At 63.1% G+C, this 24,785-nt stretch carries 14 protein-coding genes and 1 other RNA gene; 5 read left to right on the forward strand and 10 right to left on the reverse strand.

Annotation, left to right across the window (positions count from 1 at the left end; all coding sequences use genetic code 11):
- Positions 1-10 precede the first annotated feature (10 nt).
- On the forward strand, positions 11-1,000 hold the full coding sequence (locus tag JV241A_RS16280) for a fimbrial protein (protein WP_134063515.1): 990 nt from the start codon (positions 11-13) through the stop codon (positions 998-1,000).
- 49 nt (positions 1,001-1,049) lie between these two features.
- Here JV241A_RS16280 and JV241A_RS16285 read toward each other — a convergent pair whose 3' ends face one another.
- From JV241A_RS16285 to JV241A_RS16325, 9 genes are all read right to left on the reverse strand, one after another.
- A complete protein-coding gene (locus JV241A_RS16285) occupies positions 1,050-1,376 on the reverse strand; it encodes a YbaB/EbfC family nucleoid-associated protein (RefSeq protein ID WP_010226011.1) in 327 nt (108 codons plus the stop codon).
- 69 nt (positions 1,377-1,445) lie between these two features.
- Positions 1,446-3,470: a DNA polymerase III subunit gamma/tau gene (gene dnaX, locus JV241A_RS16290; RefSeq protein WP_115087990.1), complete on the reverse strand. Its 2,025-nt coding sequence runs from the start codon at positions 3,468-3,470 to the stop codon at positions 1,446-1,448.
- A 242-nt stretch (positions 3,471-3,712) separates the two neighbouring features.
- An RNA gene (gene ffs / locus JV241A_RS16295) (signal recognition particle sRNA small type) lies at positions 3,713-3,809 on the reverse strand.
- 191 nt (positions 3,810-4,000) lie between these two features.
- The gene (locus tag JV241A_RS16300) at positions 4,001-8,659 is read right to left on the reverse strand and encodes an NEL-type E3 ubiquitin ligase domain-containing protein (RefSeq protein WP_134063517.1); all 4,659 of its coding nucleotides are present in this window, start codon (positions 8,657-8,659) and stop codon (positions 4,001-4,003) included.
- Between the two features lie 76 nt (positions 8,660-8,735).
- Complete coding sequence (locus tag JV241A_RS16305; RefSeq protein WP_134063519.1) at positions 8,736-9,887, reverse strand: putative zinc-binding metallopeptidase; 1,152 nt, start codon at positions 9,885-9,887, stop codon at positions 8,736-8,738.
- Positions 9,888-9,947: 60 nt separating this feature from the next.
- Positions 9,948-12,302, reverse strand: coding sequence for an NAD-dependent DNA ligase LigA (ligA, locus tag JV241A_RS16310; protein ID WP_134063521.1), 2,355 nt, complete (start codon positions 12,300-12,302; stop codon positions 9,948-9,950).
- Positions 12,303-12,382: 80 nt separating this feature from the next.
- A complete protein-coding gene (zipA, locus tag JV241A_RS16315; RefSeq protein WP_134063523.1) occupies positions 12,383-13,261 on the reverse strand; it encodes a cell division protein ZipA in 879 nt (292 codons plus the stop codon).
- A gap of 204 nt (positions 13,262-13,465) precedes the next feature.
- On the reverse strand, positions 13,466-16,954 hold the full coding sequence (gene smc / locus JV241A_RS16320) for a chromosome segregation protein SMC (RefSeq protein ID WP_134063525.1): 3,489 nt from the start codon (positions 16,952-16,954) through the stop codon (positions 13,466-13,468).
- Positions 16,955-16,956: 2 nt separating this feature from the next.
- Positions 16,957-17,616 (reverse strand): GntR family transcriptional regulator, encoded by a 660-nt coding sequence (locus tag JV241A_RS16325; protein WP_115087996.1) that lies wholly within the window; start codon positions 17,614-17,616, stop codon positions 16,957-16,959.
- Positions 17,617-17,888: 272 nt separating this feature from the next.
- Here JV241A_RS16325 and xdhA point away from each other — a divergent pair, with 272 nt between their 5' ends.
- From xdhA to guaD, 4 genes are all read left to right on the forward strand, one after another.
- Positions 17,889-19,343: a xanthine dehydrogenase small subunit gene (xdhA, locus tag JV241A_RS16330; protein WP_134063527.1), complete on the forward strand. Its 1,455-nt coding sequence runs from the start codon at positions 17,889-17,891 to the stop codon at positions 19,341-19,343.
- Positions 19,336-21,732, forward strand: a complete 2,397-nt coding sequence (gene xdhB / locus JV241A_RS16335) for a xanthine dehydrogenase molybdopterin binding subunit (RefSeq protein WP_134063529.1) — start codon at positions 19,336-19,338, stop codon at positions 21,730-21,732. Before xdhA ends, xdhB begins: the two co-directional genes overlap by 8 nt.
- A gap of 101 nt (positions 21,733-21,833) precedes the next feature.
- On the forward strand, positions 21,834-22,679 hold the full coding sequence (xdhC, locus tag JV241A_RS16340; RefSeq protein WP_115087999.1) for a xanthine dehydrogenase accessory protein XdhC: 846 nt from the start codon (positions 21,834-21,836) through the stop codon (positions 22,677-22,679).
- A gap of 10 nt (positions 22,680-22,689) precedes the next feature.
- The gene (gene guaD, locus JV241A_RS16345; protein WP_134063531.1) at positions 22,690-23,994 is read left to right on the forward strand and encodes a guanine deaminase; all 1,305 of its coding nucleotides are present in this window, start codon (positions 22,690-22,692) and stop codon (positions 23,992-23,994) included.
- Here guaD and aqpZ read toward each other — a convergent pair.
- Positions 23,991-24,689, reverse strand: a complete 699-nt coding sequence (gene aqpZ, locus JV241A_RS16350; RefSeq protein ID WP_134063533.1) for an aquaporin Z — start codon at positions 24,687-24,689, stop codon at positions 23,991-23,993. The genes guaD and aqpZ overlap by 4 nt on opposite strands.
- Positions 24,690-24,785 lie beyond the last annotated feature (96 nt).

Here is a 24,785-nt window from a genome sequence, read left to right on the forward strand (position 1 = left end):
AGACCTGCCCATGCTTTGTTCTTTACCCGCGCGCATCGCCGGCGCGACAGGATTGCTGCTGCTGGCCCATAGCGGCATCAGTACCGCCAGTTGTGTACATATCGGCTCCAGCCCTTCCCAAGCCTACATCACCATAAACTCGCAGCTGACGGTGTCTGCAATAGATCCGGTAGGCAAGGTGATTTATGACAGCGGCACCCGGTACGCGACACGCATGGCCTACCGCTGCTCTGCCGCCCATGGGCAGCGAGCCGGTTTTACCGCGGTCTTCACCCACATCGGCGAAGGCATTCATCAAACCAATCTGGAGGGTATCGGTATCAAGATCACGGGCTCCGAAGCCGGCGCCAGTCGTTTTTATAGCTGGCCGGTCCCCACTATCACGCATCCGGCCGGCACTACCGACGTCACCCCTTGGTACAGACTGCAGTTGATCAAGACCGGACCGGTGAACAGCGGGGTCCTGTTTTTCCCGCAGACAATCATTAGCCAAACCTTTGAGCCGCATACCCCGGCCAACACCGCCAGGCTGACGATGGTGCAAACCAGAGTCGAGGTTGTCTCAGCCGAGCCTACCTGCGCCGTCGACCCAGGTTCGAGAACTATCCCCGTCAATCTGCTGGATCATCCGGCAAGATTCTTCGACGCCGTGGGCAAGGTCACCGCGCCCCAGCCACTTGAGATCCGTCTCAACTGTGTCGGCGGCAGCAGTGGCAGCCGCCTCAACGTCAGCTATACCATCACCGACGCCAGCAACCCGGGCAACCAGTCCTCAACCATCAGCCTGGCCAGTCACGCCACTGCGCGTGGTATCGGTATTCGTCTGCTGCGTAACGACAACACCCCAATCGTGCTGGGCACCCGGCAACCAGGCGGTACCGTGGGATCTGGCCCGGTGACGCACCGGATCCCCTTGCGCGCACAGTACGTACAGACCACCGCCCAGGTAACCCCCGGCTCTGCTCCAGGCCGGGCGACGTTCCTGATGAGTTACGACTGAGCACAAAAAAGCCAGGCAATAGCCTGGCTTTTTTAACCGTGCAACGACTTCAGAACGGCATCTTGAAACCCGGCGGCAACTGCATGCCGGCGGTCATGCCGCCCATTTTTTCCTGGCTGTTGGCTTCGACCTTGCGCACGGCGTCGTTGACGGCGGCGGCGATCAGGTCTTCAAGCACTTCCTTGTCTTCCTGCATCAGGCTGTCGTCCAGGCTGATGCGCTTGACGTCGTGACGACCGGTCATCACCACGCTGACCAGACCGGCACCGGATTGGCCGGTCACTTCGGCGTTGGCCAGCTCTTCCTGCATCTTGGCCATTTTTTCCTGCATCTGCTGAGCCTGCTTCATCAGGCCGGCCATGCCACCTTTCATCATGGGGATCACCTCAAATATTAGGTTACGGGGTGCGGCGCGGGTCAGGCCCGGGCCGCTGCTGTTTATCCGTTACTCGCCCTGGGCAACCGGGGCGTCGACAGGTTCAATCGTATCGTGGCGGACCATGGCGCCGAACTGCTGGATCATCTGCCGGATCAGCGGATCATCCTCGATCGAGGCCTCGGCCTGACCCTGACGCTCGGCCCGTTTGCGGGCTGCGGCCTGGGCGGGGGTTTCCTGCTCAGGGCGAATCAGCTCGATGGTCAGTTTGAGCGTGCGGCCCAGGTGCTGGTTCAACGCGTCGTTCAGGCGCCGCTGTTGCGTGCTGTTGAACAGGGCGCTGTGAGCCGGGTCCAGGTGCAGCAGCCAGTCGTCGCCTTCGGCGCTGATCAGCGTACAGTTGGCGGCGATATTGCCGGTCATCCCGGAAATCGGCAACTGCGGGAACAATTCCAGCCATTTCAGCGCCAGGCCCGTGGCCGGTTGCGCGGCGGGCAATGGCTCGGCAGGCGGCGCGTCAACTTCGTTGGCATGCTCGATGGCCAGCTCATCCAGATAACTGTAGCTGGCCGGGTCCATTTCTGGCTCGTAATAGTCTTCGTCCAGCGGCGGCTCGTCGTCGCGATCCATGCCGGCCGGGCTGTAACCAATACCGTCGTCGTGCGCGGGCAGGTCCTGTGGCGCAACTTGCTGAACCGGCGCAGGCGCAGGCGGCTCTACAGCAACCGGCGTGGCCTCGACTTCAGGTTCGCAGGCGACAGGATCGTTCCAGGGCAGGTCGACAACCGGCTCAGGCGCCGGGGCCTCGACCGGCTCGGGTACACGTTCAGGCGCTGGCTCTGGTTCGGCAACAGGTTCAGGCTCGGCAACCACTGGCGCTGGCGCCGCAACCGGTGCAACAGCCATGACCGGCGCAGCCTGGGTGGCGGCTGCCACCGTGCTTGCAGAATCAGCTGTGGCCTGGCTGATCCCCACCGGCTTTAGCACCGGTTTCGGCGCATCGTCGGTATCGGCGGGGCGGAACGCCAGCATCCGCAGCAGGACCATCTCGAAGCCACCACGCGGATCCGGCGCCAATGGCAGGTCGCGTCGACCGATCAGCCCCATCTGGTAGTAGAACTGCACATCCTCGGACGGCAATGCCTGAGCCAGGGCCAGGACCCGATCGCGATCACCCTGACCGTTATCGACCGCCTCCGGCAGTGCCTGGGCAATGGCCACGCGATGCAGCACATTGAGCATCTCGGCCAGCACGCCATTCCAGTCCGGCCCCTGTTCCGCCAGGTGCCGAACGGCTTCGAGCAAGGCCCGGGCGTCCCCTTCGAGCAGGGCCTGCAGCACACCATACACCTGGCCATGATCCAGGGTGCCGAGCATCGCCCGCACATCCGCTGCCAGTACCTTGCCTTCACCAAAGGCGATGGCCTGGTCGGTCAGGCTCATGGCATCGCGCATGGAGCCGTCGGCTGCACGGCCGAGCAGCCACAGGGCATCGTCTTCAAAGGGTACGTTTTCGGCGCCGAGCACATGGCTCAGGTGCTCGACCACCCGCTCGGGGGTCATGTTCTTCAGCGAGAACTGCAGGCAACGGGACAGAATGGTCGCTGGCAGTTTCTGCGGATCGGTGGTGGCAAGGATGAACTTGACGTAGGGCGGCGGCTCTTCCAGCGTTTTCAACAAGGCGTTGAACGAGTGGCTGGAGAGCATGTGCACTTCGTCGATCAGGTAGACCTTGAAACGCCCACGGCTCGGTGCGTACTGCACGTTGTCGAGCAACTCGCGGGTGTCTTCGACCTTGGTGCGGCTGGCGGCGTCGATCTCGATCAGGTCGACAAAACGCCCCTCGTCGATTTCCCGGCACACCGAACAGGTGCCGCAGGGCGTCGAGGTGATACCGGTTTCGCAGTTAAGGCACTTGGCGATGATCCGCGCGATGGTGGTCTTGCCCACGCCGCGGGTACCGGTGAACAGGTAGGCATGGTGCAGGCGTTGGTTGTCCAGCGCGTTGATCAAGGCCTTGAGCACATGGGTCTGGCCGACCATTTCGCGGAACGAGCGCGGACGCCATTTACGTGCAAGAACCTGATAACTCATCGAAAACCGTCGCGACTGCAAGCTGAAGACCGCTAATCGTAGCGGAGCGGGGGCAAAATTGCACCCTGCCGATATCAACCGCGGATGAAGACATCTGGGGGAGCCCGCACCACACGGTTGGACTCGCAGGCACGCAGGCAACTAAACCGGCTGCGGAGAAATACTGGCTGCGGAGGAATCCGCGGGCGGGTGTTCGAACTGGGGGGGGAATACAGAGTGCCAACAGGCATGATGGGTGGCAACCCCACCAGCCACACCCCGGCACACAATGTCACCGCTGCGGCTGCTCCCTTCCAGGCCTGACCGGGTTCACGGTTGATCGTTGCGGGGGGACCGATGGGGTCACCATAACGCAGCTCATCTGGCGACGAGCCGCGCCATTGTAACGGCATCAAGCCAAGTTACAACCTTTAATTGCTAAAAACTCATCATTACTCAATGACTTGGCGTTCGGGCAAAGCCGGCAGCGCCTGCAACGTGCTCAGTAACGCCTGCACCCAGGCACGCTGCAGGCGGCTTCTACTGCATGTTTACCCTTGCAGGTGACGCAGGCTTGCAACATCCGCCAGGTCCCGTCCCACCGCCTCTTCGCTCAGGCTCTGGATCAGTTCGGCGGTTTTTTCCTGAAACACCTGGAAGAGGCTCGAGTAGCCGGCGTAGTACTCGACATCGCTGATCGAGGCCCGACGCTCTTCCAACGCCTGCTCCTGTTGCTCCAGCGAGTTACGCAGGGCAAGGAATGCCGGGGTGTCGCGCTGGCGCAACCAGTCGCACCAGAAGTCCTGCATGCCAAGGTACTCGGCCAGCGCCGCGGGCGTTTCGGCAGCCTGTATCGCCTGCCTGGCCGCCTCGATCTGCTCGGGGCTGATCATCTCCAGGTCCGGGAACAACATGGCCGATGGCTGCCCCGGCAGGTCCAGCGCTTCGGCCAGCCTGACCCGATAACCCAGGCTGACTTCCACTTCCTCGACATCGCGCCAGCGCCCCTGGGCGCTTTCCCGCCGCAGCCTGATATCGTCCAGCACCACCTTGTCGAGCTTGTCCAGGCGGAACAGGCCCTTGCCCAGACGCAGCAGCCGGGCGGTCACCTGGGAGTTCTCGCTCGTCGCCAGGGCCTGAAAGACCTGGACCTGGATTTCCAGGTAGCTGAAGTTCAGCGCAATACTGTTACCGCAGGTACGCGGATGGCCCGCCAGCCTGAACAACTTGGCACGCAACTGACTGTCGGCGCTGGCAGCATCGATCATGCGCCAGACCCTGTCGAACAACTCGGTGCGCGCCACGTCGTACTCGGCGGTCATGCTCAGCTCGCCCAGGATGCGGAAGAACTCCTGGCTACCCGCCTCCTTGCGCAAGCTGAACCACTTCACCTCACGCTGGCGTGTCAACGCTTCGTTGTCGCCCCGGGTCCAGAACAGCTCCGGCCCGATCTCGTTCGACTCGACCAGGCCACCCAGGTTGATTCCGGTCTGCTGACGATAGGCCTCGATTTGCGTAGTTGTCGACGCCGACAGCGGGTTGTCCTGCAAATACAGGGCACGCGCCGGGCGCGACTGTGACTGGTACAGCGTTTCAGGCAGCTCACTCAACTGGTTGTCACGCAGATCGGCCAGTTCCAGCCGCGTCAGTTCGACGTAGCCTTGCGGAAACGCATCGATTGAGGTGAAACGCAGGTTCAGGCTTCGCAGGCCGGTGAGGCCGGTCAGATGCGGAGGCGTGCCCAAGGGGTTGTTACTCAGGTCAAGCACCTCCAGCCGGCGCAGATTGCCCAGGATACCCGCCGTTCGTTCGGTCAACTGTATGTCGTTATCGGCGCAACGCAGCTCTTCGAGGCGGGTCATGTCGATAATGATGGCGGGCAGTTCCGTGAGCCGGTTACGCCCAAGCTCGAGCACGCGCAGCTTGCTGAATGCATCGAGAAAACCGTTGGGGATGGCCGTCAGGCCAGTATTTTTCAGCGACAGGCGCTGAACATGGCTGAAGTCCACGCCAAGCGGGAACAGCGGCGGCGAACCCAGGTCGGCGCCTTCAAGGTCCAGGCGGTAGCCGCGCAGCTCGCCGGTATCGCCGAATTCCCGAGGTGTCTGCCGGCGCCAGGCCATGATGAGCGTGTCAGCCACACGCTGACGCCGCCGCTGCATGCCACTGGAGTGCGGCCCAGGACGATCCTGCACCCACTCACTCAAAGACTCGCGCAAACTGGCCAGTTCCTCGGCTTTCTCCCTGAGCAGCCTGGGCACATCGACACTGGCCATCGACAGGCCTTGCAGGTAATCGGTGAGTTCAGCATCCGTGAGCCGCGGAAACAACTGCTTGGCCTGGTCGCGATAAAACTGCCATTGCTCGTCCGCTGCACCGCGGCCACTCAAGGGATAGCCGACCCGCCCATCGGCCAGGCGCACCGGAGGCCTGAACCGGTCCTCCAACAATACCTGGCCACTCAGGCGTCGGGCGCGATTACGGTCGGTATCGGCCAACTCCGCCAGTGCCTGAGCCAGTGATTGGCCATCCTCCTGGCGCACGCCCTCTGGCAATAACGGGTTCAACATTGTAAACAGGTCGGTATCGCTCCCCTCCTGCCCCTCGATGCTGAAATGCCCCTCGGCACTTTTGACCACGGTGCGCACCTGGCCCGGAAGGTTTGTTCCGGCACTTGCCAGCAGCACGCCGGCACTGTCCTGGCCGTGCAGTTCGATGCGCAAGCCGGAAGGCCAGCCAGGCAGATGTTCGAGCAAACCGAAGACCAGTTGGTCGAACCGGTGATCGCGCCGCCAGGGCCATTCGAAGCCCTGGCGGACACACAGGAATCGGTACTGACTCAGTTGCCTTCTGGCGCCTTGGGCTATTGCCAGGGGCACCCGTGCCTGACGATGCATGCGGGCGACCAGATCCTCGCGGGCCTGGCCCAGAAGCTCTTCGGCCATTCTTACCGGCAAACCAGGAAAATCCCGCCTTAGCAAGCTGCTTTCCTGCACAGCCGGTTCAGCCCGCCTCTGACAGAAATCGAACAGGGCCTGACGTTGCCCCTGCGCTTCGGTCGCCAGTAACTCACAGAATTTCTGCTGCGCCAGCGTGTCGAGCGCCTCGGCTTCGATGCCCAGTTGCTCAAGCTGCTGCTCGCCCAGCGCATCCCGCAACACCGTCAACAGCAGCGAATCCTGTGCGGCCTGGATGCGCGGCGTCAGTTGCGGGTCCCAACCCGGGAGATGCGGCAAGAGGAAAATCGCCATGGCGTTATCGCTGACAGTCGTCGTCCCAAGCGCCGCGATGAATCCGCTGATGTCCCTGTCCAGACGCCAGTGCACGCAGGCCTGGCGCAATAGAGCCGGTACCGGTGCGTTGTCCATGTGCAATTGGCAGAGCTGCGCCGCATCGACGTCGGCCCAGCGCAATACGCGGGCAATGTCCGCATCGTCCATGCCCTGGGCCAGCGGCCCCAGTCGGCGAAAGGCATAGCGGGCCGAAGACCACTCCCAGGGGCGCTCCCATTGATGCCGCCAGGCCCCTTCGCCATTGTGTTCAAGCCTGGGCTTGAAGGCTTGGGGACGTTCAGGGTGGACAATCTGCCAGGAACCACCGGCGCCATCTTGCTCGACGCGGTAGGCATGACCTTCGATAACCACATGATCATTGCCATGGGCCAGCAAGCGCCCGCGCTGATCGATGGCTGCAGGCGTCACTTCAAGGCGCTGGCGATAGGGCTCGAGTTCCGGACTCCAGAGTTGCAGGGAGCGGTCGAAGCGTTGCACCGGCCGCAAACTCTGAAAAAAGCCGTGCTCGTTCACCCATCGCCCGACCTTGTGCGCCGCAAGCCCGAGCACCGCGCCTACGGCGATGGTTTCAACCACGCCAAGCAAGTGCTCCATGGCCTCATCGGTCCTGTCCTCGCTCCAGTCCTCGATACCGTGGTACACCTCGGACATCAGGTCATAGGCGGTATAGGCCAGCATCGCGGCATTGAGCACCGGGACGAACAGCGATACCAGATTGAGCACCTGCAAGCCGACGCTTTCCAGGGTTTCCAGCAGTTGCTGGCGTTGCTGATGATCGACCTGCGCCGTCGGTACTGCCAGCACCAGGCTGTCCTGGCGCCGCTGCAGGCATTGGCGCCGGACCAGTTGCTCGCACAGCTTGCCACTGAGCGGTTGTTCCCGGACATGCCCGTCGATGCCGCTTTCAAGCTTGTTGTTCAGCACTGCCTGCTCGGTCAGCGGCGCGTGGCGCAACAGGGCCTGCCTGAATGTGGTGTAGATCAGCTGGCGGGAAAGCGCGGTAACCATGAAGGGTAAATCAGCGTACTCACGCAACTCGCCCGCAGCCCCTTGCGGTACATAGAGCACCCGCTTGCGAGACACCGGGTAAGGGTAAAGCGACTGCGCCTGGCGAAACACCAGCACGCCCTCCAGCACATGACCATGCAGCACCAGCTGGCAGCATTCGAGCGGTTGCAGGTCGTAGGGCACAGACTGCTCGCCATTGCTGACCGCCAGCAGCATCTGGTAAGCCGACCAACTGATATACCCACGCATGAATGCAACCTGTGCCGAGAGTTCCAGATTGGCCGCTTTGGTGCTGGCCAGGGTCGACAACACCGATGCGCTGGGCTCTCCGGTCCAGGTACTGCCCGGCTGCCCTGGCGCCAGCACCGAGGCGAGATGTTCCTGGTAACGGCGGCCGATATCGACTTCCCGGCACAGGGCGATAAAGTCAGAAGCCGCGATGGCGCTGATCTGCACCTGGGCAAGGTGCACTTTCGACCCTGGTGCCGACTCGACGGCGTCCGCTTGCGCAGCGGTAAAATTCTGCAGGGCCATGTGCAAAAGGCTGCCCTGCTGCCACAGTCTGGAGACCCGCTGAAGGTTCGAAGGCGACCCGATCTGCGCCGATAAATACCAGGTGTAATGATCGAGCTGCACCTGCGTCACATCGACAGACACGCGAAAACGCTGGATCAGTTTCTCGCTCAGCAGCGAGATCGCAAACCGCTCCAGCGGCTCGATCCGTTGCATGACCTGCCTGGCCGCGCGCCCGGCCTTGTGCGCCTTGCTCAGGCTGCGACTGTAGGATTGACGGGTGGAGAGATCAGCCTTCAACAACCATTCGGGGCAGGCGCGTGCCAGGGTATCGAGATTGTTCTGCCGATGACTGTGTTCGGCATCCGGGTCGGTTTTCTGGCGGGCGCGGGTCATGCTGTCCTCCTGTCAGTGATGGCTTCACAAAAGACACGAGGCTATTGAATTGTCCTGCAGCAGCTGCACTACATAGCTATGCCACCGGCGCCAGTTGACAGTCGGCAATGCGCAGATGAATGAAGTGCAATTTGGCCACCACCGCCGACGGCAGCACAAACGGATAGAAATCCACCTGGCCCATGCTGCGCGACAACTCATTGAGCATCGCTGACAGCTCGACCCAGGCATTGATAAAGGCGAGAAAGTCTTTTGCCCCGGGGTCATCCGGGCGGTACAGGTCTTCACGGGTGAAAGGCGGGAAGTCCAGCTCCAGGCTGCTGGCATTCATGCCCAATGCCAGCGCGGTGTCGACGGCATCGGTCATGTGCAGGTAATGCGCCCAGGTTTCGGCCCAGTCTTCCCACGGGTGCATGATCGCGTAGGCACTGACATGAGCTGCGGCCCAGTCGCTCGGCGCACCTTGCTGGTAGTGGCGCTCCAATGCCTCGCTGTAGCTTTCGCGCTCGTCACCGAACAGGTCGCGAAAGCCGTCGAGCCAATGGCTGTCGGCAATCAAACGGTCCCAATAGTAGTGACCGACTTCGTGACGCAGGTGACCCAGCAAGGTGCGATAGGGTTCGTGCAGCTGCACCCGCACCCGCTCGCGCCAGTCATCATCGGCCTCGCGCACATCGAGGGTGATCAGGCCATTGGCATGACCGGTCACTGGTGCGTTGCCCTCAAGATCGACGCCGATGAAATCGAACGCAAGGCCCGGGCCACCCTCCTCGCCTTTCGGCTCCACCGGCAAGCCCAGGTGCAACAGCTGCGCGGTCAGCCGGCGCTTGGCGGTTTCCAGCTTGCGCCAGCGTAGGTGGTTGTCAGCGATGGAAAGGTCCGGAATGGTCCGGTTCAGGCGACAGGCCAGGCACAGGCTATCCGGCTCGCGGTCGGCCAACAGCCAGTTGCAGGCAGCCGGGGTATCGAGGTTGGCGCAACGCCGCAGCGGCCCGGCCTCAGGCTCGCCATCGAGCAGCCAGAGCCGCGCAGCAGGCCCGGGCAAGAGGCTCGCCACCCGGTTGCTCGGCGGCCAGTAGCCCAGCGCCGATTGGCAGGCCAGGCACTGGCTGTTGCGAAAGAACACCGACTGCCCGCATTGGCACTGCCAGACCCGATCCGGGCGCTGCTGCTGGCTGACAAAGGGCGCCGCGATCCTGGCGCCCAGCTGTTCGAAAAAACGGTACATGGCGATCCCTCCTGGCTGCTTGCCAAGACTAGACCATGGCGACCGCCGCGAGTGCCGTGTTTACACCTCGATGCCGTGACCGGCCAGGAAGCCGACGAAGGCATCTTCATCCAGCACCTTCAGGCCCAGGTCATTGGCCTTGGCCAGCTTGGAACCGGCACCGGGGCCGGCGACCACGCAGTGGGTTTTAGCCGACACGGAACCGGCCACCTTGGCCCCGAGGCTTTCCAGCTTGTCCTTGGCTACATCGCGGCTCATGCGTTCCAGCGAGCCGGTCAGCACCCAGGTCTGGCCGGCCAGGGGCAAGCCTTCGGCGACTTTCTTCTCGCTCGACCAGTGCATGCCGAAGTCGCGCAGCTGCGCTTCGATGGCCAGGGCCAGGGCAGCGTTCTCCGTCACTTGGAAGTACGCACGCACCGCCTCGGCCGGCTTGGCTGCCAGGGCCTGGCGCAGGTCGATGCCGTCGGCAGCGATGATCTTCTCCAGGCTGTCGAGCTTGGCCACCAGTTTCTCGGCGCCGGTCGGCCCGACCGAAGGAATATCCAGCTTGGCAATCAAACCGGCCAGCGTGGTGCTGGCAGCGAATTCGGCGCTCAGCTCACCTTCGTCCTGCAACTGCAGGCCGCGCTCGAGCAGTTGGGCGATCACCGTCCGGTTGTGTTCGTCTTCAAAAAAGCTATGGATCTCGTGAGCGACTTCCAGGCCGATATCCGGCAGGTAGGTCAGCACCTGCGGCAAGGCTGCCATGACCCGCTGCAACGAGCCCAGGGAACGGGCCAGGACCTTGGCCGTCTCCTCGCCCACATCAGGAATGCCGAGCGCATAGATGAAGCGCGCCAGGCCGGGCTTCTTGCTGGCTTCGATCGCTGCCAGCAGGTTGTTGCTCGACAGCTCGGCAAACCCTTCAAGGTCGACGATCTGCTCGAAGGTCAGCTGGTACAGGTCGGCCGGTGAACGGATCAGGCCTTCATCCACCAGTTGCTCGACGCTCTTCTCGCCCAGCCCTTCAATGTCCATGGCCCGGCGCGAAACATAGTGGATAATCGCCTGCTTGAGCTGGGCGGCGCAGGCCAGGCGGCCGACGCAGCGGTACACGGCGCCTTCGCTGACGGTCTCCTTGCCTTTGCTGCGCTTGACCAGCTGGGTGCGCTCGACCTGCGAGCCGCATACCGGGCACTCGGTGGGGATGTGCACAGGGCGGGCATCCTCGGGACGGCGCTCGGTGACCACCTGCATCACCTGCGGAATTACATCACCGGCGCGGCGGATGATGACCGTGTCGCCGATCATCAAGCCCAGGCGCGCCACTTCGTCCATGTTGTGCAAAGTGGCGTTGGACACGGTCACACCGGCGACCTTGACCGGCTTGAGCCGGGCCACGGGGGTTACCGCACCGGTACGACCGACCTGGAACTCGACATCCAGCACTTCGGTCAGCTCTTCCATGGCGGGGAACTTGTGGGCAATCGCCCAGCGCGGCTCACGGGCCCGGAAGCCCAACTCGCGCTGGGAGGCGAGGCTGTTGACCTTGAACACCACGCCATCGATCTCGTAAGGCAGGTCGTTGCGCCGTGCGCCGATGTCGCGATAGTACTCCAGGCATTCAGCCACGCCGGCGGCATGGCGCAACTCGCGGCTGATCGGCATGCCCCAGGCCTTGAGCTGCTCCAGGGTGCCGATATGGCTGTCCGCAATCGGCGCCGAGACCTGGCCGACGCCGTAGCAGCAGAATTCCAGCGGGCGGCTGGCGGTGATCTTCGAGTCCAGCTGGCGCAGGCTGCCGGCAGCGGCGTTGCGCGGGTTGGCGAAGGTCTTGCCGCCGGCCTCGATCTGCGACCGGTTCAGGCGCTCGAATCCGGCCTTGGACATGTACACCTCGCCACGCACCTCCAGCACCGCCGGCCAACCCTCGCCCTGCAACTTGAGCGGGATGTTGCGCACGGTGCGCACGTTGACGCTGATGTCTTCACCCGTGGTGCCGTCGCCACGGGTTGCGCCCTGCACCAGTTGGCCGTCGCGGTACAGCAGGCTGACCGCGAGGCCGTCGAGCTTGGGTTCGCAGCTGTAATCGACTGCCGCGCCGTTGCCGAACAGATCGCCGGCCGGCAGGTCCAGGCCTTCAACCACACGGCGGTCGAATTCACGCAGGTCGTTTTCCTCGAAGGCATTCCCGAGGCTGAGCATCGGCACTTCGTGGCGTACCTGGCTGAACGCCGACAGCGCCGAGCCACCGACGCGCTGGGTCGGCGAGTCAGCGGTCACCAGCTCCGGGTGTTCGGCTTCCAGGGCCTTGAGTTCGTTGAACAGGCGATCGTATTCGGCGTCAGGCACGCTCGGCTCATCGAGCACGTAGTAGCGGTAGTTGTGCTGATCGAGCTCGGCACGCAGTTCAAGAATTCGGGATTCGGCGGTCATGGTGTGTAATCTCTTGCAAAGCAAAAGAGCAGCCGTGGCTGCTCTTGCGTGTTTCTTATCGCGGGGCAAGCCCGCTCCTACTAGCGCTTCTGGGTCAACGCCCGGCGCTCGAACTCGACGATGCGCTGGCGGTAGTGCTCGATGGTTTGCGCGGTCATCACACTGCGCTGGTCATCCTTGAGCTCGCCGTTGAGTTCGTGGGCCAGCTTGCGCGCTGCCGCCACCATCACGTCGAAGGCCTGCTTGGGATGACGCGGGCCTGGCAGACCGAGGAAGAAGCTCACCGCACGGGTGCTGAAGTGGTCGATGTCATCGAGGTCGAACACGCCCGGCTTGACCGCGTTAGCCATCGAGAACAGTACTTCGCCGTTACCGGCCATGCTTTCGTGACGGTGGAAGATGTCCATTTCACCGAAACGCAGGCCGCTTTCAAGGATGTTCTGCAGCAATGCCGGGCCCTTGAAGCCGCCTTCATCGCGGGAAATCACACTGATCACCAGTACTTCTTCAACCGGTGGCAGGTCTTTGTCCGGCGCAGAACCGTAGCCGCTGGTTTTCGGGCTTTCGTCCGGAAAGTCATCGTCGGCATTGCCGAACAGATCAGGCTCACGCGGCTCGGCGGCCAGGTTCAGGTCGCCCTGCTGGGGCTCGTTGCCGCGCTTGTTACGCTTGTTCTTGCCGACCTTGGGTTCACGCTCACGGTCACGCCCGGCACTCATCGACGGCAGATCGTGCTCGTCCAGCGCAGGCTCTTTGTGGTTATCGAGCACGCGGGGCTCGCCGATCACTTCGGTGCCACCACTGCTGCTGTCATCGTCCGGCAGGTTGGAAAAGCTGCGGTCCAGACGGAATTTCAACTTGCCCTTGCCGCCGCGCATGCGGCGCCAGCCGTCAAAAAGAATACCGGCAATGACAATAATGCCGATGACGATCAGCCACTCGCGCAGACCGATTTCCATGTAATCCCGTGCCTCTGTAAAAAATGCTGAAAAATAAAGGGTTTAAACCCCTTTAAAACGTGGCGCCAACTCTATGTTCTGACAGGCGTTTTACCCACGCAAAAAAATAAGTGACATTAAGCTAGCACGACCAAAGATAACTTTACACCGTCTGTCGCAACTGACAGGGCCATTTACCGCAGGTTCACGCCTTATTGCCTCGAATCAGGCGTCGACCATGGCCATCGCCTCCTCCACATCCACCGCCACCAGCCGTGAACAACCCGGTTCATGCATGGTCACGCCCATGAGTTGATCAGCCATTTCCATGGCGATCTTGTTGTGGGTGATATAGATGAACTGCACCGTCTGGCTCATCTCCTTCACCAGCCGGGCGTAACGCCCGACGTTGGCATCGTCCAACGGTGCATCGACTTCATCGAGCATGCAGAACGGTGCCGGGTTCAACTTGAAAATGGCAAATACCAGGGCCAGGGCGGTCAGCGCTTTCTCACCGCCCGAGAGCAGGTGAATGGTGCTGTTCTTCTTGCCCGGTGGCCGCGCCATGATTGTCACCCCTGTATCGAGTAGATCTTCGCCCGTCAGTTCCAGGTAAGCGCTGCCGCCACCGAAAACTTTTGGGAAAAGTGCCTGTAATCCGGCATTTATCTGATCAAAGGTATCCTTGAAGCGGTTGCGGGTTTCCTTGTCGATCTTGCGAATGACGTTCTCGAGGGTGTCCAGGGCTTCGACCAGGTCGGCGTCCTGGGCATCCAGGTAGCGCTTGCGCTCGGACTGCTGCTGATACTCGTCGATGGCCGCCAGGTTGATCGCCCCCAGGCGCTGGATACGCGCGTCGATGCGCTCGAGCTCCTGTTCGGCTTCCTCCTCGCTGGCCTGTTCGCCCAGGGTCGCCAGTACCCCGTCGAGGTCGTAGCCATCGGCGTGCAGCTGCTCCTGCAGGGTTTTGCGCCGCACGCTCAACCCTTGCCATTCCAGGCGGTGTTGCTCCAATTGGCCACGCAGCAGCTGCGACTGCTGTTCGGCCTGGGTGCGGCGCTTCTCGGCGTCGCGCAGCTCGCGGTCGGCTTCGTCCATGTGCAGGCGCGCCTGACGCATCTCGTCATCGACGCGCATGCGTTTTTCCAGTAGCTCTTCGAGCTTGAGGCGCAGCTCTTCCAGCGGCGCCTCGCCCTCCTCCAGGTTCAGGGTCAGCTGTTCGCGCTTCTCGCTCAGGCGCTCGGACTGCAGCTCCAGGCGCTCCAGGGCCTGGCGGGTAGAATCGTGCTGGGCCTTTAACGAGCCCAGGCGCACAGCCAACTGGTGGGCGTGATCCTTGTGCTGACGGGCCTCCTGGCGCACCCGGTCGAGGCGCTCGCGCAGGCTGTCGCGCTGGGCCAGGAGCAACTCGCGCTGCTCGGTGTCCTGGGCCATCAGGTCGAGGGCTTCCTGCAGTTGCAGGCGCGACTCGCCGAGGTTTTCGTGTTCGATGCTGCGTTGTTCAAGCAGCTCGGCAAGCTCTTCTTCCAGACGCTGGCGGCGCAGGCTCAACTGCTCGGCGCGGGCCTTGCCGGCCGAGAGCCTGGCGTTGAGTTCGCTTTGCTGGCGGGCTTCGTCCTGGGCGCGGCGGCGCAGTTGCTCGCGGCGCTCTTCGAGTTGCTGCTGCTGTTCGCGCTGCTCCTGCAGCCTGGCTTCCAGCAGCTCCAATGCGGCTTCATGTTCTTGCTGCTCTTGGCCCAGGCGCTCCAGCTCCTGGCCACGGGCCAGTACGCCACCCTGGGCATCGCTGGCACGGCTGACGCGCAAAAAGTGCCGGCCAACCCAGTAACCGTCCCGGCTGATCAGGCTTTGCCCGTCTGCCAACTGAGCGCGCAGGGCCAGGGCCTGTTCGAGGCTGTCTACCGGTTTGACCTGGCCGAGCCAGGGCGCCAGATCGATGCGCCCTTCGACCTTGTCGAGCAGGCTGCCGGGAATGCGCACGCCTTCGCCACGGCTGTCGAGCAGGCGCAGTTCGCCCTGATCGAAGGCGCCCAGGTCCAGCCCGTTGAAATCGTCGACCACTACTGCCTGCAGATCGGCGCCAAGCACGGTTTCCACCGCCAGCTCCCAACCCGGCTCAACGCGCAAGCCTTCGGCCAGGCGCGGACGCTGTGCCAGACCTTGCTCACGCAGCCATTGCGCAGTGCCGGTGCCGGGGTCGAGCGCCGCTTGCTGCAGGGCTTCGAGCGAAGCCAGGCGACCGCCCAGGCGCTGCAACTCGCCCTGGGCTTGTTGCTGGGCCTGAACGGCCTGCTGCAATTGATCGCGCAGGGCTTCGAGCTGCTCGACCACCTGCAGCTCGTCTGTCTGTAGCGCTTCGAGCAGCATTTCGCTGGTCGCCAGTTGCTCGCCCAGTTCAAGGATTGCTGCGTCTTCCGGGTCGGCACTGAGCTGATCGCGCTCTTCGCCGAGCTTGCGCTGGCGCTCGGCCAGGCGCTCGAGGCTGGTTTCCAGCTGCTGGATACGCGCCTGCTGCACTTCGGCCTGGCGCCGCGGCTCGGCCGAGCGGGTGTTGAAACTGTCCCACTGCTCCTGCCAGCCGTGCATGGTGGTTTCGGCATCTTCCAGGGTGGCGGCGGCCTCTTCGGCGGCGGCCAGGGTCATCTCCTGCTCGGGCTCGAGCATTTCAAGCTCTTCACCCAGGGTGGCGAGCATCGTACGGTCGTGGCCCAGGTGCGATTCGGTTTCGAGCCGCGCGCGCTCGGACTCTTTCAGGTCATCCTGCAACTGGCGCAGCCGTTGCTGACCGTGCTGGATACTTTGCTCGACCCGGGCGATATCGCCGCCGACCGAATAGAAGCGCCCCTGCACCAGGTTGAAACGCTCGGACAGCTCATGGTGGCCATCACGCAGGCGCTCGATGCTGGCATCGGCATTGCGCTGTTCGGCCACCAGCGCCTCGAAGGCGACTTCCTGGTCGCCGATCACCGCTTCGCGCTGGCCCACCTGATCGTTCAGGGCCTGCCAGCGCAGGGCCGCCAGTTGCGCCTTGAGCTGACGCTCTTCGGCTTTGTATTCCTTGTACTTCTCGGCGGCCTGGGCCTGGCGGTGCAGGCGTTCGAGCTGGCGCTCCAGCTCTTCGCGCAGGTCGGTCAGGCGCTCGAGGTTCTCATGGGTGCGGCGGATGCGGTTCTCGGTCTCGCGCCGGCGCTCCTTGTACTTGGAGATACCCGCCGCCTCTTCGATGAAGTTGCGCAGGTCTTCGGGCTTGGCTTCGATCAGCTTGGAGATCATCCCCTGCTCGATGATCGAGTAGCTGCGCGGGCCCAGGCCGGTGCCGAGGAAGATATCGGTAATGTCCCGGCGCCGGCATTTGGCGCCGTTGAGGTAATAGGTGTTCTGCCCGTCGCGGGTCACCTTGCGGCGAATGGAAATTTCCGCATAAGCCGCGTATTCACCGACCAGGGTACTGTCGGAGTTATCGAACACCAGCTCGATGCTGGCCTGGCTCACCGGCTTGCGGCTGGTCGAGCCGTTGAAGATGACGTCGGTCATCGACTCGCCACGCAGGTTTTTGGCCGAGCTTTCGCCCATCACCCAGCGCACCGCATCGATGATGTTGGACTTGCCGCAGCCGTTGGGCCCGACCACGGCCGCCATGTTGCTGGGGAAGTTGACCGTGGTTGGGTCGACGAACGACTTGAACCCGGCCAGGCGAATGCACTTTAAGCGCATGCTCAGGCAGTCGCCAGCGCCGCCAGCACCAGCTCGCAGCTGCGCTGGCAGTACTCGGCCAGCACCGTGCGGATGCGCAGCTGGTCACGGGCCACCACGGCCTCGAGCAGGTTGGCAAACAGCACCAGGAAGTCGTTCATATTGGCCTTGCGCTGGTCCAGTGCCAGGTAATAGGCACGACTCATGGCCGGCTGCAGGTTCTCGACGGTTTCCTGCAAGTAGGGGTTGTCGGCGAACGGATAGGCAGCGCGCATCACCGCGAAGCTGTCTTCGACGAAGGTACGGATGTCCTGACGCTCAAAAGCGCTGGTCAGTCGCTGCTGGATCTTGAGGAACGGCAGCAGGTCAGCGTCATTGCGCCAGTGCTGTGCCACGGCGTTGCCGAGCAAGGTGTACAGCTCGCCCATCAACGTGCACAGGCTGCGCACGTTGTGCTCGTCGAGCTCGGTCACGTGGGCACCACGACGCGGCAGGATGGTCACCAGATGGCGGCGTTCGAGGATCAGCAGCGCCTCGCGCACCGAACCACGGCTGACATTCAACGCCTGGGTAACCTTCTGCTCCTGGATACGTTCGGCAGGCTTGAGCTCGCCGCGGATGATCCGCTCGGCCAGGTAATGGGCAATTTGCTCGGAGAGGCTGTCCGGCGCCTTGAACGTCATGGTTTTCCTTCAAAATCATTGAACTGTGCACAAGCGCCGAATTGTAGCGCACTTGCCCCCGCGCCGCGCAGTGGCCATATAGCAGAAGTTGGCACGATTGGCGCAAAAGATTCGGATCCCACAGAGCCAACTATGCTCATAACAGAGCACCTGTGAAAGGGCGGAAGCGCCACGAGAAATTTCCTGACCCAAAGGTCAGAAAATTGTTGACCTGAAAATCAAGTCTGCTTACAGTCCGCTCAACAACAATAAGTCGCTTGTGAGGCCTTCCCGTGATCCAGTTTCTACTTAACCAGGAGCTGCGCAGTGAGCATGCCCTGGACCCCAACCTGACCGTGCTCGAGTATCTTCGTGAACACCTGGGCAAGTCCGGTACCAAGGAAGGCTGCGCCAGCGGCGATTGTGGCGCCTGCACCGTGGTGGTCGGCGAGCTGGCCCAGGGCGAGGACGGCCGCGAGCACATCCGCTACCGCAGCCTCAACTCGTGCCTGACGTTCGTCTCCTCGCTGCACGGCAAACAACTGATCAGCGTCGAAGGCCTCAAGCACCAGGGCAAGCTGCACAGCGTGCAGCAAGCCATGGCCGACTGCCATGGTTCGCAATGCGGCTTCTGCACCCCGGGCTTCGTCATGTCGCTGTTTGCCCTGCAAAAGAACAGCGACGCACCCGATCTGCACAAGGCCCAGGAAGCCCTGGCCGGCAACCTCTGCCGCTGCACCGGCTACCGGCCGATCCTGGCCGCCGCCGAGCAGTCCTGCTGCCAGGCCAAGCCTGATCAGTTCGATGCCAGCGAAGCCCAGACCATCGCCCGCCTCAAGGCCATCGCCCCGGGTGAAACCGGTGAGCTCAACAGCGGCGACAAGCGCTGCCTGGTGCCGCTGACCGTGGCCGATCTGGCCGAACTCTACGGCTCGCACCCCGAAGCCCGGTTGCTGGCCGGCGGCACCGACCTGGCGCTGGAAGTCACCCAGTTCCACAAGACCCTGCCAGTGATGATCTATGTCGGCAACGTCGCTGAACTCAAGCGCATCGAGACTCAAGGCCAGTACCTGGAAATCGGCGCCGCAACGCCGCTGACCGATTGCTACGACGCCCTGAGCGCCGAGTACCCGGATTTCGGCGAGCTGCTGCACCGTTTCGCCTCGCTGCAGATCCGTAACCAGGGCACCCTTGGCGGCAACATCGGCAACGCCTCGCCGATCGGTGACTCGCCACCCCTGCTGATTGCCCTGGATGCGCAGATCGTTCTGCGCAAAGGTGAAAGCACCCGCACCCTGGCGCTGGAAGACTACTTCATCGACTACCGCATCACCGCGCGCCAGGAAAGCGAGTTCATCGAGAAGATCATCGTGCCACGGGCCCGTGCCGACTGGGCGTTCCGCGCCTACAAGGTGTCCAAGCGCCTGGACGACGATATCTCGGCGGTGTGCGCGGCATTCAACCTGCGCATCAGCAACGGCGTGGTCGAGGCTGCGCGCATTGCCTTCGGCGGCATGGCGGCGATCCCGAAACGGGCCCGCGCCTGCGAAGCGGCACTGGTTGGCAAGGCCTGGAACCAGGCCAGCATCGAGCGCGCCTGCCAGGCCCTGGCCGAGGACTTCACGCCACTCTCGGATTTTCGCGCGAGCAAGGAATACCGCCTGCTCAGCGCGCAGAACCTGCTGCGCAAATACTTCATTGAACTGCAAACGCCGCACATCGAGACTCGGGTGACCGCTTATGTCTAACCATCACGTCGCCAAAAGCCAGGCAGAGCTGGCCGAACTGTTCAGCCAGGACCTGACCACCGGGGTCGGTCGCAGCCTCAAGCACGACAGCGCCGACAAGCATGTGTCAGGCGAAGCGGTGTACATCGATGACCGCCTGGAATTTCCCAACCAGCTGCACGTGTATGCGCGCCTGTCCGACCGCGCCCACGCCCGGGTATTGAGCATCGACACCAGCCCCTGCTACGCCTTCGAGGGCGTGCGCATCGCCATCACCCATGAAGACGTGCCGGGCCTCAAGGACATCGGCCCGCTGCTGCCCGGCGACCCGCTGCTGGCCATCGACACCGTCGAGTTCGTCGGCCAGCCGGTGGTTGCCGTCGCCGCCCGCGACCTCGATACCGCGCGCCGCGCAGCCATGGCCGCGATCATCGAATATGAAGACCTGGAACCGGTGCTGGATGTGGTCGAGGCGCTGCGCAAGAAACACTTCGTGCTCGACAGCCACACCCACCAGCGTGGCGACTCGGTCAGCGCCCTGGCCAGCGCCCCGCATCGCCTGCAGGGCACCCTGCACATCGGCGGCCAGGAGCACTTCTACCTGGAAACCCAGATCTCCTCGGTGATGCCCACCGAAGACGGCGGAATGATCGTCTACTGCTCGACCCAGAACCCCACCGAAGTGCAGAAGCTGGTGGCCGAAGTCCTCGACGTGCCAATGAACAAGATCGTCGTTGACATGCGCCGCATGGGCGGTGGTTTCGGCGGCAAGGAAACCCAGGCGGCCAGCCCCGCCTGCCTGTGTGCAGTGATCGCGCACCTCACCGGCCAGCCGACCAAGATGCGCCTGCCGCGGGTCGAAGACATGCTGATGACCGGCAAACGTCACCCGTTCTACATCGAGTACGACGTCGGCTTCGATGACAACGGCCGCCTGCACGGAATCAACTTCGACCTGGCCGGCAACTGCGGTTGCTCGCCGGACCTCTCGGCCTCGATCGTCGACCGCGCCATGTTCCACGCCGACAACGCCTACTACCTGGGCGACGCCACCATCCATGGCCACCGTTGCAAGACCAATACCGCCTCGAACACCGCCTACCGCGGCTTTGGCGGCCCGCAGGGCATGGTCGCCATCGAGGAGGTGATGGACCATATTGCCCGCCACCTGGCCCTCGATCCACTGGCGGTGCGCAAGGTCAACTACTACGGCAAGACCGAGCGCAACGTCACCCACTACTACCAGACCGTCGAGCACAACATGCTCGAAGAGATCACCACCGAGCTTGAAGCCAGCAGTGATTACGCCGAGCGTCGCGAATCGATCCGCCGCTTCAACGCCAACAGCCCGATCCTGAAAAAAGGCCTGGCGCTGACCCCGGTGAAATTCGGCATCTCGTTCACCGCCAGCTTCCTCAACCAGGCCGGCGCCCTCGTGCACATCTACACCGACGGCAGCATTCACCTGAACCACGGTGGCACCGAGATGGGCCAGGGCCTGAACACCAAGGTGGCCCAGGTGGTGGCTGAAGTGTTCCAGGTTGATTTCCAGCGCATCCAGATCACTGCGACCAACACCGACAAGGTACCCAACACTTCGCCGACTGCCGCCTCCAGCGGCGCCGACCTGAACGGCAAGGCGGCGCAGAATGCGGCCGAGATCCTTAAGAAACGCCTGACCGAGTTCGCCGCACGGCAATACAAAGTCAGCGAGGAAGACGTCGAGTTTCGCAACGGCCACGTGCGCGTGCGCGATGAGATCCTCAGTTTCGAAGCGCTGGTGCAGCAGGCCTATTTCGCCCAGGTCTCGCTGTCGAGCACCGGCTTCTACAAGACCCCGAAGATCTACTACGACCGCAGCCAGGCGCGTGGCCGGCCGTTCTACTACTTCGCCTTCGGTGCAGCCTGTGCCGAGGTCATCGTCGACACCCTGACCGGCGAATACAAGATGCTGCGCACCGACATCCTGCACGACGTCGGTGCCTCGCTGAACCCGGCCATCGACATCGGCCAGGTCGAGGGCGGCTTCATCCAGGGCATGGGCTGGCTGACCACCGAAGAGCTGGTGTGGAACGCCAAGGGCAAGCTGATGACCAACGGCCCGGCCAGCTACAAGATCCCGGCGGTAGCCGACATGCCGGTGGATTTGCGCGTCAAGCTGGTGGAAAACCGCAAGAACCCGGAAGACACCGTGTTCCATTCCAAGGCCGTGGGCGAACCGCCGTTCATGCTCGGCATCGCTGCCTGGTGTGCGATCAAGGATGCCGTGGCGAGCCTGGGCGATTACCGCGTGCATCCGCTCATCGATGCGCCGGCGACGCCGGAGCGGGTGCTCTGGGGTTGCGAGCAGATGCGCAAGGCAGTGGCGGCGCAGCAGCCTGCTACCGAGGTTGAGACAGTCGTTCCGTAGGGCGCCTATCGCGGGTCAAGCCCGCTCCTACAGGGGGACTACTGTGGGAGCTGGCTTGCCAGCGATGAGGCCAGAACAGGCACCGTAGAGGTAACTGAATAATGCACACCTGGATCAACGCCCTGTCCGACCTGCAATCTCGCGGCGAGCCCTGCGTATTGGTGACCATCATCGAAGAACGCGGCTCGACGCCACGCAATGCCGGCTCGAAAATGGTCGTCAGCGCCGAGCAGCTGTTCGACACCATCGGCGGCGGCCACCTGGAATACAAGGCCATGCACATCGCCCGGCAGATGCTCGCCGAGCGCCGTGAAGCGCCGCACCTGGAACGCTTCAGCCTCGGCGCCAGCCTCGGCCAGTGCTGCGGTGGCGCCACCGTGCTGCTGTTCGAGCCGATGGGTCAGGTGCAGGCGCAGATCGCCGTATTCGGCGCAGGCCATGTCGGCCGCGCTCTGGTACCCTTGCTCGCCGCCCTGCCCTGCAAGGTGCGCTGGATCGATTCGCGCGAGCAGGAATTCCCCGAGAGCCTTCCCGCCGGGGTCAGCAAGATCGTCAGCGAAGAGCCGGTGGATGAAGTCGATGAGCTGCCCGCCGGCAGCTACTGCATCGTCATGACCCATAACCATCAGCTGGATCTGGAACTGACCGCGGCGATCCTCAAACGCAATGACTTCACCTGGTTCGGCCTGATCGGCTCGAAGACCAAACGCGTCAAGTTCGAGCATCGCCTGCGTGAGCGCGGCTTTGCCGAGGAGCGCCTGCAACGCATGCGTTGCCCGATGGGCATCGCCGAGGTCAAGGGCAAGCTGCCGATCGAGATCGCCGTGTCGATCGCCGCGGAAATCATTGCCACCTACAACGCCAGCTTTGGCCAGCACAACAACGCTGTCAACGCCGGCCCCATTGCCCAATTGCTGCCGCCGTCACGGCGCAGCCAAGCCATATGACGAGAGCCCTATGAGCGCAACCCGCAAAGCCTACCGTGCCGCCATCCTGCACAGCATCGCCGACCCTGCCGAAGTAGGCGTCGAAGCCTCCTATCAGTATTTCGAAGACGGCCTGCTGCTGATCGACAACGGCAAGATCAGCGCCCTGGGCGATGCCCGCGACCTGCTGCCGACCCTGGCGGCTGACATCGAGGTTGAGCATTACCAGGATGCCCTGATCACCCCGGGCTTTATCGACACCCATATCCACTTCCCGCAGACCGGCATGATCGGTTCCTACGGCGAGCAGTTGCTGGACTGGCTCAACACCTACACCTTCCCCTGCGAGAAGCAGTTTGCCGACAAGGCGCATGCCGACAAGGTCGCGAAGATCTTCGTTGAAGAACTGCTGCGCAACGGCACCACTACCGCCCTGGTATTCGGCAGCGTGCACCCGGAATCGGTCAATGCCTTCTTCGAAGAAGCCGAGCGCCTGGACCTGCGAATGATTGCCGGCAAGGTGATGATGGACCGCAATGCCCCGGACTACCTGACCGACACCGCCGAGTCCGGCTACATCGAGAGCAAGGCGCTGATCGAGCGCTGGCACGGCAAGGGCCGCCTGCACTACGCAGTGACCCCGCGTTTTGCACCGACCAGCACCCCGGAGCAACTGACCCTGGCCGGCCAGCTGCTGGGCGAATACCCCGACCTGTACATGCACACCCACCTGAGCGAAAACCTCAAGGAAATCGACTGGGTCAAGGAACTGTTCCCGGAGCGCAAGGGCTACCTGGACGTCTACGATCACTTCAAGTTGCTCGGTCAGCGCTCGGTGTTCGCCCACGGCGTGCACCTGTGCGACGACGAATGCCAGCGCCTGGCCGAAACCGGTTCGGCCGTGGCCTTCTGCCCGACTTCCAACCTGTTCCTCGGCAGCGGCCTGTTCAACCTGCCGCAGGCCGAGAAGTTCAAGGTCAAGGTCGGATTGGGCACCGACGTGGGCGCCGGTACCAGCTTCTCGCTGCTCAACACCCTGAATGAAGCCTACAAGGTCATGCAACTGCAGGGCGCGCGCCTGAGCCCGTTCAAGTCACTGTACCTGGCGACCCTGGGCGGCGCCCGGGCGCTGAGCCTGGATGACCGCATCGGCAGCCTGCAGCCGGGCAACGATGCCGACTTCCTGGTGCTCGACTACAAGGCCACGGCGCTGATGGACTACCGCATCCAGCAGTCGAGCAGCATCGACGAGACGCTGTTCGTGCTGATGACCCTGGGCGATGACCGCACCGTCAGGCAGACCTTCGCCGCCGGCCGCTGCGTGCATCAGCGCTAAGGCTCGCGGAACAGCCCCTTGTACAGCGCGCCGCCGATCACTGCCCCGATCAGCGGCGCCACCCAGAACAGCCACAACTGCTGCAGTGCCCAGCCACCGACGAAAATCGCCGGGCCCGTGCTGCGCGCAGGGTTCACCGAGGTATTGGTGACCGGAATCGAAATCAGGTGGATCAGGGTCAGCGCAAGGCCGATGGCAATCGGTGCAAAGCCTGCCGGGGCACGGCTGTCGGTGGCGCCCATGATGATCAGGATGAACATCGCGGTCATCACCACTTCACTGGCAAAGCCTGCCGCCAATGAATAACCGCCGGGGGAATGCTCGGCATAGCCGTTGGACGCCAGCCCTGCCGACAACTCGAAACCGGCCTTGCCGCTGGCAATGAAGTAGATCACCGCCGCACCGAGAATTGCCCCGACCACCTGGGCGATGACGTAGGGCAGCAGGTCCTTGAGCGGAAACCGCCCACCCACCACCAGCCCGACCGACACCGCGGGGTTGAGGTGGCATCCGGAAACATGGCCGATGGCGAAAGCCATGGTCAGCACGGTCAGGCCGAAGGCCATGGCCACCCCGACCAGGCCGATGCCGATGGGGAACGACGCGGCGATCACCGCACTGCCGCAGCCACCCAACACCAGCCAGAACGTCCCGATCAGTTCAGCACCCATGCGTTTGCTCAGGGGCATCGACATATACCTGTCCTCAAGTAGTTGAAGTTCTACGCATAGCGCGCAAGCCCAACTGCTTGATGAAGGTTTGCGGTGGATCAGGTGAGAATCTAGCAGAGG

The sequence above is a fragment of the Pseudomonas sp. JV241A genome (genome assembly GCF_900275665.1).
GTDB lineage: Bacteria > Pseudomonadota > Gammaproteobacteria > Pseudomonadales > Pseudomonadaceae > Aquipseudomonas > Aquipseudomonas wadenswilerensis.